General features: G+C 74.1%; 2 protein-coding genes and 7 pseudogenes. All 9 read right to left on the bottom strand.

Features of this window, described 5'->3' with window-relative positions; all coding sequences use genetic code 11:
• Nucleotides 1–294, bottom strand: a pseudogene (locus FF86_RS59130) (beta-ketoacyl synthase N-terminal-like domain-containing protein); the annotation flags it as partial.
• 1 nt (nt 295) lies between these two features.
• Nucleotides 296–478 (bottom strand): polyketide synthase docking domain-containing protein (locus FF86_RS59125; protein ID WP_242419734.1); only part of this gene is annotated, 183 nt, incomplete at its 3' end.
• Between the two features lie 6 nt (nt 479–484).
• Nucleotides 485–6,010: pseudogene (locus FF86_RS59120) on the bottom strand (SDR family NAD(P)-dependent oxidoreductase); the annotation flags it as partial.
• A gap of 1 nt (nt 6,011) precedes the next feature.
• Nucleotides 6,012–6,257 (bottom strand): annotated as a pseudogene (locus FF86_RS59115) (beta-ketoacyl synthase N-terminal-like domain-containing protein); the annotation flags it as partial.
• A gap of 11 nt (nt 6,258–6,268) precedes the next feature.
• On the bottom strand, nt 6,269–9,178 hold a 2,910-nt coding region (locus FF86_RS59110), incomplete at its 3' end, for an SDR family NAD(P)-dependent oxidoreductase (RefSeq protein ID WP_396230131.1).
• Nucleotides 9,179–9,239: 61 nt separating this feature from the next.
• Nucleotides 9,240–11,191, bottom strand: a pseudogene (locus tag FF86_RS59105) (type I polyketide synthase); the annotation flags it as partial.
• A 1-nt stretch (nt 11,192) separates the two neighbouring features.
• A pseudogene (locus FF86_RS59100) lies at nt 11,193–11,700 on the bottom strand (beta-ketoacyl synthase N-terminal-like domain-containing protein); the annotation flags it as partial.
• A gap of 1 nt (nt 11,701) precedes the next feature.
• Nucleotides 11,702–12,594: pseudogene (locus tag FF86_RS59095) on the bottom strand (beta-ketoacyl synthase N-terminal-like domain-containing protein); the annotation flags it as partial.
• Between the two features lies 1 nt (nt 12,595).
• Nucleotides 12,596–13,188, bottom strand: a pseudogene (locus tag FF86_RS59090) (acyltransferase domain-containing protein); the annotation flags it as partial.
• Nucleotides 13,189–13,193 lie beyond the last annotated feature (5 nt).

Below are 13,193 nucleotides of genomic sequence, written 5' to 3'. Positions count from 1 at the left end.
CGTCGTACATCACCCCCGCGAAAACACCCGTCGCACTCCCCCGCAAACCCGACGGATCAATACCCGCCCGCTCGAACACCTCCCACGTCAACTCCAACAGAAGACGATGCTGCGGATCCGTCGCCAACGCCTCCCGCGGCGACATACCAAAAAACCCCGGATCAAACTCGTCCGCATCATGCAGAAAACCACCGAAACGACTGTAAGAAGAACCCGCACGATCAGGATCCGGATCATACAGACCCGCACCCCAACCCCGACCCGACGGAAACTCCGAAATCGCATCCCCACCCGNCGCCACCAACCCCCACAAACCCTCCGGCGAACGCACCCCACCCGGGAAACGGCAACTCATCCCCACCACAGCCAACGGCTCGGTGGACCGGTCCTCGAAGACGGAGAGCTGCCGGCGTGCCTGCCGCAGGTCGGCGGTCGCACGGCGGAGGTACTCACGAAGCTTGTCCTCGTTGGAGGTCATGGCGTCTCACCCTTCCCGCGTCAGTCGGGGGTTTCCGGCGTCGTCCATCGGAATTTCCCCGAACTCGTTGTCGAGTGCCTTGAAGAGTTCGTCGTCCGTCGCCGTGGCGAGGTCCACCGAATCCTCGGGCACCGCGGAGCCGTTGCCGTTCCGGTCGGCGTTCCATCTGCGCAGCAGGTTCTGCAGGCGCAGAGCGACCCGGGCATGGTCGGCATCGGTCGCCGATCCCGGATCCAGCGCGGCCTCAAGCTGGTCGAGCGCGGCGAGCGGCAGCCCGCCGAGGGCAGCCGCCTCGGGTGTCAGGGCGGCCAGCAGATGGTCCGCGAGCGCGGCGGGCGTCGGATAGTCGAACGCGAGCGTGCTCGGCAACCGCAGGGCGGTGGCGGCGTGCAGCCGGTTGCGCAGCTCCACTGCGGTCAGCGAGTCGAGTCCCATCTCCAGCAGGCCGCGTTGGGGGTCCATGGTCGCCGCGGCGGCGTCGGAGTGGCCGAGCACCGTCGCCAGGGTGCCGCGGACCAGCGCGAGCACCAGGTCCGCCCGCTGCGCGTCCGGTGCCTCGGCGAGGCGCCGCAGAAACGGGGACTCGCCATCGGCCGCGCCCGCGGCCGAGCCGCCGGCCGATCGGACCGGCAGGCCGACAAGACCGGCGAACAGATGGTGCGGCAGGTCCGCGCGGGCCTGGGCACGCAGCCGTGACAGGTCGACCCGCGCGGCCACGAGCGCCGCCCGGCTACTGGCGAGCCCGGCCTCGAGCAGTGCCAGCCCCTCCTCGTCCGACATCGCGACGAGGCCGGCGCGAGTCAGCCGGCCACGGTCGACCCGGTCGAGAGTGCCCGTCATGGCGCTGGTGCGGGACCACAACCCCCAGGCCAGCGAGGTCGCCGGACGCCCCTGGGCGTGGCGCCGCGCGGCCAACGCGTCCAGGAAGGCGTTCGCCGCCGCGTAGCTGCCCTGCCCCGGATTGCCGAAGGTGCCCGCCACCGAGGAGAACAGCACGAACTCCGCGAGGTCCTGGTCGGCGGTGAGCTCGTGCAGATGCCAGGCCGCATCCACCTTCGGCCGCAGAACCAGGTCGAGTCGCTGCGGCGTCAGTGACCCGATCACCCCGTCGTCGAGGACGCCGGCGGTATGCACGACGGCGGTCAGCGGACGGTCGGCGGGCACCGACGCGACCAGCGCCGCCACCTGATCACGATCCGTCACATCGCACGCTGTCACCGTCACCTGTGCGCCCTGGGCGGAGAGCTCGGCCTCCAGTTCGGCGGCACCCGCGGCCGCAGGCCCCCGGCGACTCACCAGCAGCAGATTCCGGACGCCTCCATGGGCGACCAGGTGACGTGCCACCAGGGCACCGAGCGTCCCGCCGCCACCGGTGATCAGCACGGTCCCCGACGGATCGAGCCGCGCGAAGGGCGAATCCGCCGGGTCCGGGCCGACGGGTTCGACCCGATCCGACAGACGAACGAGGCGGGGCACGTAGCGACGCCCGTCGCGGATCGCGAGTTCCGGCACGCCCTGGGCGAGCGCGGCCGGCAGCGCCGCGACGGAGGCATCCCGATCGTCGAGGTCCACGAGTTGGAAGCGGCCGGGTTCCTCCTGTTGCGCGGATCGCAGCAGACCCCACACGGCCCCCCCGACCATGTCGGCCACCCCAGCCGCGTCGACCGTGCCGGCCGGACCCGCCGGCCCCTCCAGGTCGGCCTGGCCACCGGCGGAGGAGACGCCGGCGGAGGAGACGCCGACCGCGCCGTGTGTCACCACCACGAGACGCGACGTCGCGAACCGTTCATCGTCGAGCCAGGCCTGCAGCATGGCCAACTGGCGGTGGACGGCGACGCGCACGGCCTCGGGCACGTCCAGGCCGGGGCTGTCGGGATCACCAGGACCGACAGGATCATCAGAACCGACAGGATCATCAGAACCGACAGGATCAGCAGGGCCGACAGGCCGCGCGACGGCGACGGGCGCGAGGACCACGGCGGGCACGGGCGCGCCGCCCGCCACCGCGGCACTCAGGCCGGCGAGGTCCGGATGCCGCGTCACCGCGGCCGGCGACCCGGCGAGTCCGGCGGCCAGCGCCGCGGCCGGCCCGGCCGCCTCCGTGCCGAGCACCGCCCATCTGGCCGTGGTCGCGTCGTCGGACGTCCCGGCCCGGGCCGGGACGAGGTCCTCGACCTCGGCCTCGACCCACTCCACCTCGAACAGCGGGGGCCGGCGCGAACCGGCGCCCGCGATCCGGGCCAGATCCACCGGTCGAACGGTCAGGGCACCGACGGACAGCACCGGCCGTCCGCTGACATCCGTGGCCTGCAGGGTCAGGCGGTCCGGACCGGACGGCGACAGGCGGACCCGCAGCGCGCTCGCCCCGGCGGCGTACAGCGAGACCTCCGACCAGGAGAAGGGCAGCGCCACCGCGGCACCGCCGGCTCCCGCCGCGGAACGCACCCGATCCAGCGCCACCGGGTGCAGCGCGGCGTCGAGCAGGGCCGGGTGGATCCCGTAGCGCCGCGCCTCCTGCGGATCGGAGTCGGGCAGGCGCACGTCGGCGTACAGGTCCTCGCCGAGCCGCCAGAGCGCCGACAGTCCCTGGAAGGCGGGGCCATACCGCAGCCCCAGGTCCGCCAGCGTGCCGTAGGCGTCAGCGAGCTCGACCGGCACCGCACCCGACGGCGGCCACGCCTGCCCGGGTCCGACGGGCCAACCCAGGCCGGGCGTGGCCGGCCCCCCGGCGGGAGACGAGTCCACGACAGGAGACGAGTCCACGGCAGGAGACAGGTCCATGACGGCCGCGGGTTTCCGGGTCAGTGTCCCCCGCGCGTGTCGCGTCCAACGGCTCCCCCCGTCGTCGTCCACGGTGCCCGCGAACCGGGAGTGCAGGGCGAACATCCGCCGGCCGTCCTCGTCCGGGGCCTGCACGACGAGCCGCAGGTTCACCCCGGGTCCTTCGGGGAGCGTCACCGGCGCCTCGATGACCAGTTCCTCGACGTGTGGACAGTCCACCCGGGTCCCGGCCGACACCGCGAGTTCGACATAGGCGGTTCCCGGCAGCAGGGCCGTGTCCTCGACCGCATGATCGGCGAGCCAGGGATGGGAACGCAGGGACAGGGCCGCGGTGAGGACGAGCCCGCCGTCCTCGGGCAGGACGACGGCGGCGGTCAGCAGCGGGTGGTCGGCCGCGTCCAGACCGGCCATGGTGGTCGTGCGGTGGCCGCCGGCGTCGTCGAGCCAGTAACGCCGCCGCTGGAACGGATAGGTGGGCAGGTCGGGCAGCGGCACGCGGGCATCGGGCGGCGGGGCGCTCCACTCGACGGGAGCCCCGCGGACGTAGGCCTGGGCCAGCGCCGTCGTGACGGATCGGTGCTCGCCGCGGCCGGCCCGCAGCAACGCGGCGAACAGCCGCTCGTCGCGCTGCTCGTCGCCGACGCAGTCGGCGGCCATCGCCGACAGACCGCCCGGTCCGATCTCGAGGTAGGTGCGGACGCCGAGCGCCTCGAGCTGGCGCATCCCGGCCAGGAAGCGCACCGGCTGGCGGACATGGTCGACCCAGTACTGCGGCGAACGGACCCGCTCGTCGGCAAGCTCACCGGTCAGGTTCGACAACAGGGGCAGCGACGGTGCGCGCAGCTCCAGCCCCTCGACGACGCGGCGGAACTCGTCGAGCATGCCGTCCATGTGATGCGAGTGGAAGGCATGGCTCACGCGCAGCTCCCGCACCCGGTGGCCGGCCTCGCGCCAGGTCCGCGCCAGCTCGGCCACCGCGGCCCGGTCCCCCGCCACCACCGTCGCGCGCGGCCCGTTCACCGCCGCGACCGTCACCCCGACCGGCTGACCGGCCCAGGACGCCCGCACCTCCTCCTCCGAGGCGGTGACGGCAAGCATGGCCCCACCCGCCGGCATCTCCTGCATCAACCGACCCCGCGCCGTCACGAGGACCGCGGCGGCGGCGAGATCCAGCACGCCGGCGGCATGGGCGGCCGCGAGTTCGCCCACCGAGTGACCGCCCACCACGTCGGGGCGCAGTCCACGCGAGCGCGCCAGTCGGAACAGCGCCACTTCCAGGGCGAACAGCGCCGGCTGGGCGAAGCGGGTCTGGTCGAGCAGTTCCGCCTGCGCGCTGCCCTGCACCGCGAACAGCACCTCGAGCAGCGGCTGAGGCAGATGCGGATCGAGCGCCTGGCACACCTCGTCGAGCGCCGCCCGGAACGTCGGGTCCGTTTGGTACAGCTCCCGACCCATCCCGACGCGCTGGCTTCCCTGCCCGGTGAACAGGAAGGCGGTCGGTGCGGTCGGCTGAACCACCCCGCGTGCCACCTGGGCCGGCAGCCCGTCCGGCGCGGAGCCGGCCAGCTTCGCCAGCCCCTCGACCAGCTCCGCCCGGTCGTCGGCGAGTACGACGGCGCGGTGCTCGAACACCACCCGGCCCCGGGTCAGGGCGAGCCCCACCTCCCCCAGGTCGACCTCGCCGTCGGTGGCCAGGTCGTACAGGCGGCGCGCGTACTCGCGCAGCGCCGGCTCGCTTCGCGCGGTGATCGGCCACACGAGGTGCGAGCGGTCGGGGACGTCGCCGGACGCCTCGGGTTGCGCCGGATCTTCCTCGGCGGCCGGAGCCGCCGGAGCCGGCTCGGGGAGGGCGCTGCCGTCCGGAGCCTCCTCGAGGATGAGGTGGGCGTTGGTGCCGCTGATCCCGAACGACGACACGGCGGCGCGGCGCGGACGCACGGCGCGCGGCCAGTCGACCGGCTCGGTCAGCAGCGACACGGCGCCCGACGACCAGTCGACGTGTGGGGAGGGCTCGTCGACGTGCAGGGTGCGCGGAAGGTGGCCGTGCCGCAGGGCGGCCACCATCTTGATCACACCCGCGACGCCGGCCGCCGCCTGCGCGTGGCCGATGTTGGACTTCACCGATCCCAGCCACAGCGGCCGGCCGGCCGGGCGATCCCGGCCGTAGGTGGCCTGCAAGGCCTGTGCCTCGATGGGATCTCCCAGGGTGGTCCCGGTGCCGTGGGCCTCGACGGCGTCGACCTCGTCCGCGTTCAGGCCGGCGCTGGCGAGGGCCTGGCGGATCACCCGTTCCTGCGACGGGCCGTTGGGCGCGGTGAGGCCGTTGCTCGCCCCGTCGGCGTTGACCGCGCTGCCCCGCACCACGGCGAGCACCGGATGGCCGTGGCGCCGGGCGTCGGAGAGACGCTCGAGCAGGACCATGCCCGCGCCCTCCGACCAGGCGGCACCGTCCGCCGCGGCCCCGAACGACTTGCACCGGCCATCCGGCGCCAGTCCACGCTGGCGGCTGAACTCCACGAACACCGTCGGGGTCGCCATCACCGTGACCCCGCCCGCGAGCGCGAGGGTGCACTCGCCGCCGCGCAGCGCCTGCGCCGCGAGGTGCAGGGCGACCAGAGACGACGAACAGGCCGTGTCGACCGTCATCGCCGGGCCCTCCAGGCCCAGGGTGTAGGCGATGCGCCCGGACGCGACGCTCGTCGTGGACCCGGTCAGCAGATAGCCCTCCAGACCCGGCGGGGCCTGGCCCAGNCGGGAGGCGTAGTCGTCGTACATCACGCCGGTGAACACGCCCGTCCGGGTGCCGCGCAGGGCGGTGGCGCTGATCCCGGCCCGTTCGACCGCCTCCCACGCGGTCTCCAGCAGCAGGCGCTGTTGCGGGTCGGTCGCCAGCGCCTCCCGTGGCGAGATCCCGAAGAACTCCGGGTCGAAGTCGGCGGCGTCGTAGAGGAAGCCACCACGGCGGGTGTACGAGGTACCGACATGATCGGGATCCGGGNGGTAGAGGGNGTCCACGTCCCAGCCCCGGTCGGTGGGGAACTCGGCGATGACGTCCGCGCCCTCGGTGACCAGCCGCCACAGGTCCTCCGGGGTCCGGACGCCACCCGGATAGCGGCAGCCGATGCCCAGAATCGCGATCGGTTCGGCCGGGTCGCCGGCCCGCGGCTCGGCGCGCGCCACCGCCAGGCCGGTGCCAGGTCCGGTGGCGGTGGCCGTCCCGTCGCCGTCCGCACGCAGACGGGTGTCCAGATAGGCGGCCACGGCCTCGGGCGTGGGGTAGTCGAAGATCAGCGTCGCCGGCAGCCGCAGCCCGGTCACCGCGGCCAGGCGGTTGCGCAGATCGACCGCCGTCAGCGAGTCGAAACCGAGTTCCTTGAAGGCCCGGTCCGCCGGCAGCGTCACCGGGGTGGCATGGCCCAGCACGGTCGCGACCTGCGCGTTCACCAGGTGCGCCACCGCCTGCTCCCGCTCGGCGGCAGGCTTGTCACGCAGCTGGTCGGACCACGACCCGGCCTGGTCGGGCCGGGCACCCGTCGACGGGGACGACACCGGGGCGAGCTCCCGCAGCACGACGGGCACCATCCCGGCCGCGGCCTGGTTCCGCAGTGCCACCGTGTCCAGCCGGACCGGGACGACGACCGCACGCGTCGACTCCAGCGCCTCGTCGAACAGCGCAAGCCCCTGGCCGGGCTGGATCGGCGCCAGACCGGAACGGGACAGCCTAGCCAGGTCGGCGCCCGCCAGGGCCGCGGTCATGCCGCCGCCGGGTGCCCACAGCCCCCAGGCCAGCGAGGTGGCCGCCAGCCCTTCGGCGCGTCGGTGCTCGGCCAGCGCGTCCAGAAAGGTGTTCGCCGCCGCGTAGTTGCCCTGCCCGCCGTTACCGAGGATTCCGACGACCGAGGAGAACAGGACGAACGCGGTCAGATCGAGATCGCGGGTGAGGTCGTGCAGCACGAGCGCGGCCCGGGCCTTGGGGCGCCAGACCTGCTCCAGTCGTTCCCGGTCCAGGGCTTCGACGACTCCGTCGGCCAACGTTCCGGCGGTGTGGATCACCGCGGTGAGCGGGTGCCCCTGGGGAATCCCGGACAGCACGGCCGTCATGCTCTCGCGGTCGGCGGCATCGGCCGCTACGACGGTGACCTCGGCGCCGATGGCGGTGAGCTCCTCCACCGTCGCGGCCGCGCCGTCGGCGTCGGGTCCGCGGCGGCTGACGAGCAGCAGGTGCCGTACGCCGTGCGCCTCAACCAGATGCCGGGCGACGAGCGTGCCGAGCAACCCCGTGCCCCCGGTGACGAGGACCGTGCCGCCGGGGCGGAAGACCGCCGGTCGGTCGGGGGCGTCGGGGGCGTCGGGAGCGTCGGGGCCGCGGCGGTCGGGGACGGGCGCGATCCGGGCCAGCCGCGGTGTGTACCCGCGCCCGTCGCGGACCGCCAGCTGCGGCTCCCGCGTCGCCAGCGCGACGGGGAGCAGCTCGTACGAGGCCGGGTCGTCGGTCACGTCGACCAGGACGAACCGATCCGGATGCTCGGACTGCGCGGTCCGGACCAGGCCCCACACCGGTGCCTGGGCCAGGTCCGGCGCGGGGTCGTCGGCCTTCGTGACGACGGCGTTGCGGGTCACGAACACCAGCTGCGAGCGCGCCAGCCGCTCGTCCGCGAGCGCACCCTGGATGTCCGCCAGCACGCGGGTGGTCACGTCCAGCGACGCGCCGTCGAGCCCGTGGCCGCCCAGGCCGGGCCCGCCGGCGCTCGTGCCGCCAGGCCCGGCGGGATCACTGCCGGCGGCACCGGTCACGGTGGCCGGCAGCACGATCACGTCGGGAACCGGTGTTCCCGCTTCGAGGGCACCCAGAAGCGCCTCGAGGTCCGTCCAGCGTTGGGCGTCGGTACCCGGCAGGTCGCCGAGGCCGTCCCCCACGAGTGCCCACCGTTCCCCGAGGGCGGCGGGAGCGGCGACGTCCCAGGCGGGCTTCCAGCCGATCTCGAACAGCGGGTCGCGCCGCGTCGTGGCGGCGGCCAGCTGCTGGGGCAGGATGGACCGTAGAGTCAGCGCCTCGGCCTGCGCCACCACGGCCCCGCTGTCGTCGGCCACGGTGAGGGTGACGGCGTCTGCCCCGTCATCGCCGGCGGGTCGCACCAGCACCCGCAACGAGGTCGCGCCCGTCCGCTCCAGCCGCACGCCGCGCCAGACGAACGGCAGCCGAATCCCGGCCACCTGGTCGTCGGCCGCGTCCCCGTCGACCGAGCCGCCCCTGGACGCGAACCCGACGACCGGGTGCAGAGCGGCGTCGAGCAGTGCCGGGTGGATACCGAAGGCACCGGCCTCGGCGTGCAGGCCGTCCGGCAGGCGCACCTCGGCGAGAAGCTGCTCGCCGAGGCGCCACGCGGCCCGCAGCCCCCGGAAGGCCGGACCGTAGCCGTACCCGCGCCCGGCCAGGTTCTCGTAGACGTCGGTGAGATCGACCGGGACCGCGCCCGACGGCGGCCAGGCACCCCCCAGATCCATGACCGCGTCCGCGGCGGCGGCCGGCGTCGGGCGCGGCGGGGACACCGTCCCGGAGGCGTGCCGCACCCAGGCCGCGTCGGGTGTGTTCTCGTCCGGGCGGGAGTGCACCGCCACGGGCCGGCGCCCGGACTCGTCCGCCGCACCCACCGTCACCTGCACGATGACCGCGTCCTCCGCGCGCAGGACGAGCGGCGCCGCGAGGACGAGTTCGTCGAGCCGGCTCTCGGCGACCCGCCGGGCCGCGTGCAGCGCCAGCTCGACGAAGGCGGTCCCGGGCAGCACGACCGTGCCGAGCACCGCATGGTCGACGAGCCAGGGTTGAGCCCCGGCGGTCAGTCGCCCGACGAACACCACGCCATCCCCGTCGGCGAGCGTCACCGCGGCGCCCAGCAGCGGATGCCCGGAACGCTCCATGCCCGCCGCGGTCGGGTCGCCCGACGAGGCCGGAACGTCGAGCCAGCATCGTTGACGCTGNAAGGGGTAGGTCGGTACGGCGACTGCGGGCCGGGACGGGCCGGCCAGGGCCGGGCGCCAGTCCACCGGCGTGCCCCCGACGTGAGCCTCGGCCACGGAGGTCAGAAACCGCTCCCAGCCCTCGTCGCGACGTAGGGATCCGACGACGGTCGCGGCCGGGAGACCCTCGGCCGCGATGGTCTCGGCCACGCCGGTGGTGAGGACCGGATGCGGGCTGACCTCGACGAACGTGCGATGCCCGGCCCCGTGCAACGCGGTGACGGCCGCGTCGAACCGGACCACGCCACGCAGGTTGCGATACCAGTAGTCGGCGTCGAGCGCGGTGGTGTCCAGCCGCTGACCGGTCACGGTCGAGTAGAACGGCACGTCCGAGGCTCGCGGCCGGAGGTCAGCCAGGATGTCGAGCAGCTCCTCCCGGATGGACTCCACCTGGGGGGAGTGGGAGGCGTAGTCGACGGCGATCCGCCGGGTCCGGATCTCCTGCTCCGCGCACAGGGCCGCCAAACCGTCCAGAGCGTCCGGGTCCCCGGACACGACGGTGGCTGCGGGGCCGTTGACGGTGGCCACGGCGAGCCGGTCCGCCCAGCGGGCGAGCAGCCGCGTCACGCGCTCGGCCGGCAGCGCGACCGAGAGCATGCCACCCCGCCCGACCAGCGCCCTGCCGATGAGCTGGCTGCGCAGCGTCACGATGCGCGCGGCCTCGTCCAGGCTGAGCGCGCCAGCCACGTGCGCGGCCGCGATCTCTCCCTGGGAGTGGCCGACCACCGCTTCGGGATGCACCCCGAAGGAACGCCACGCTTCGGCCAGCGACACCAGCATCGCGAACAGCACCGGCTGGACGACGTCGACTCGGTCGAGCCCGGCGCCGTCCACCGAACCCCGCACCACCTCGGGCAACGACCAGTCGACGTAGCGGTCGATGGCCGCGCCGCACCGTTCGACACTCGCGCGGAACGCCGCGGAGCGCGCCGCCATGTCGGTGGCCATGCCGACCCACTGCGAGCCCTGGCCGGGAAAGACGAAGGTGGTCAGGCCCGGGTTACCGGCGGTGCCCCGCACCAGACCCGGCATCGGCTCGCCCGCGCCCAGCGCGGCGAGCCGGGCCGCGAGGTCATCGCGCCGGGCGCCGAGGACGACCGCGCGATGCTCGAACCTCGCGCGGCCGGTGGCGAGGACGAGGCCGACACCGGTCGGCTCCGCCGCCGGATCGGCCGCCACCGCACCGAGCCGCCCGGCCTGGTCACGCAGCGCCGACTCGGTCCGCGCCGAGAGCACCCACGGCACCGTCACCGGTTCCTCGGTCTGCGGGGCCTGCCTCGCGGGTTCGTCCCGGCGCCGATCCTCATCCGACCCGGCCGCCGTCACGGAGTGAGTCGCGGTGTCCGGTGCCTGTTCGACGATGACGTGGGCGTTCGTCCCGCTGATCCCGAACGAGGAGACGCCCGCCCGCAACGGCTGCTCCCCGCGGACCCAGGGACGGCGACGGGTCAGCAGCGACACCGCGCCCGCCGACCAGTCCACCCGCGGGGAGGGCTGATCCACGTGCAACGTCGCTGGGAGGGTCCCGGCGCGCATCGCCATGACCATCTTGATGACGCCGCCGACACCCGCCGCCGCCTGGGTGTGGCCGATGTTCGATTTCAGCGATCCCAGCCACAGGGGCCGCTGCGGCGGCCGCGACCGGCCGTAGGTCGCCAGCAGCGCCTCCGCCTCGATGGGGTCGCCGAGGGTGGTGCCGGTGCCGTGGGCCTCCACCGCGTCGACCTGGTCGGGGCTCAGGTCGGCGTGCGCGAGCGCCTGGCGGATGACCCGCTCCTGCGAGCGGCCGTTCGGCGCGGTCAGGCCGTTGCTGGCGCCGTCGGAGTTGATGGCCGAACCCCGCAGCAGGGCCAGCACCTGGTGGCCGTGCCGCTCGGCGTCGGAGAGTCGTTCGAGCACGACCATCCCCACGCCNTCGGCCCAACCGGTGCCGTCGGCGGACGCGGCGAACGCCTTGCAACGGCCGTCGGCGGCGAGCCCGCGCTGGCGGCTGAACTCGACGAACATGCCGGGAGAGGACATCACCGTGGCGCCCCCGCAGACCGCGAGCGAGCACTCGCCCAGGCGCAGGGCCTGGCCGGCGAGGTGCATCGCGACCAGCGACGACGAGCAGGCGGTGTCGATCGTGACCGCCGGTCCCTCCAGGCCCAGGGTGTAGGCGATCCGTCCGGAGGCGACGCTGGTGGTGCCACCGGTCAGCAGGTACCCGTCGGCGCCCGCGGCGGACTCGTGCAGCCGCGGGCCGTACTCCTGCGCGGTGACGCCGACGAACACCCCGGTCCGGCTGCCGCGCAGCGAGGTGGGGTCGATGCCGGCCCGCTCCAGCGACTCCCACCCGGTCTCCAGCAGCAGGCGCTGCTGCGGATCCATCGCGGCGGCCTCCCGCGGGCTGATGCCGAAGAAGGCGGCGTCGAACAGGTCCGNATCGTGCAGAAATCCGCCGGACCGGGTGTACGAGGTACCGGACTGATCCGGATCGGGGTCGTAGAGCGCGGCGAGGTCCCAGCCGCGGTTGACGGGAAAACCGGAGGTGGCGTCGATGCCGTCCGCGACGAGCTGCCACAGCTGTTCCGGGGAGGTCACCCCGCCGGGGTAGCGACAGGCCATGCCCACGATCGCGATCGGCTCGTCACCGACCGACCCACCACCTGCCACCGTCGCCCGGACGGGGTCGGCCGGGTCGGCCGTCGTGCCGAGCAGTTCGGCCGTGAGGTGGCGGACCAGCTCGGCCGGGGTCGGATGGTTGTAGATCAGCGAATCGGACAGCCGCAGGCCGGTCGCCGCGCCGAGAGCCTCCCGCAGCTCCACGGCCGACAACGAGTCGAACCCGAGATCCCTGAACGGCAGGTCGGTGTCGATGGTCCCGGTGGTGACGTGCCCCAGCACGACGGCCGTGTTCGTGCGCACGATCTCCAGCAGTTCGGCCGCCAGCTCGGCCTTCGACAACGAGCTCAGATCCCGTCCGGCCGGCGTCCGAGGCCCTGCCGGCTCCGGCCCTGCCGGCCCGGAGACCGCCGGCTCCGGAAGTGCCGGTTGCGGGGCGGAGGGCGCCGCAACCGCGAGGGGCGCGGGCGACGTGGCTGGCGGTACCGCCGCGGGCGCCTGCGGGCCTGTGGCGTCCAGCCAGTAGTGCTGACGTTGGAAGGCGTAGGTCGGCAGGCTCGTCCGACGGCCTCGGGGAAACGTCACGCCCCATTCGAGGCCGGCCCCTCGCACGTGGACGCGGGCGAGACCGGTGAGCAGACTCAGATCCTCCGGACGGCCCCGGCGCAGCAGCGCGACCGTCGCCGTCGGACCGGAGTCGTCGGCCAGGCACTNCCGCACCATCCCGGTGAGCACGGCGTCCGGCCCCAGCTCGACGAACGTGGTGGCGCCCTGGTCGCGCAGGGCGCGCACGCCGTCCAGGAAACGAACCGGCTGCCGGACATGGTCCACCCAGTACCCGGGCGACGTGAGCTGCGCCGTCGTGGCCATCCGACCGGTCAGGTTCGACACGACGGGAACGGCGGGAGCGGCGTAGGTGAGCTCCTCGGCGACCTGCCGGAACTCGGTCAGCACCGTGTCCATGTGCGGCGAGTGGAAGGCGTGGCTCACCCGAAGCCGCTGCGCCTTGTGCCCACGCTCGCGCCAGGTCGCCACGAGGTCGAGCACGGCCTCGCGATCACCGGAGATCACCACCGCGGTCGGGCCGTTGACCGCGGCGATCCCGACCTGGTGCTCGCGACCGGAGAGCAGCGCCCGGATCTGCTCCTCCGTTCCCCGCAGTGCCGCCATGGCACCCGTCGCCGCCACGGACTGCATGAGCCGGCCGCGGACGGCCACCAGGCGGGCCGCGTCGGTCAGTGAGAGCACCCCGGCGATGTGGGCGGCGGTCAGCTCTCCGATCGAGTGCCCGATGAGCGACGCCGGCTNCAGC

It is taken from the genome of Frankia sp. CpI1-P (assembly GCF_001421075.1).
GTDB lineage: Bacteria > Actinomycetota > Actinomycetes > Frankiales > Frankiaceae > Frankia > Frankia torreyi.
The sequence above is the reverse complement of the archived record's forward strand: the minus strand, read 5'-3'. Positions and strand labels throughout refer to the sequence as shown.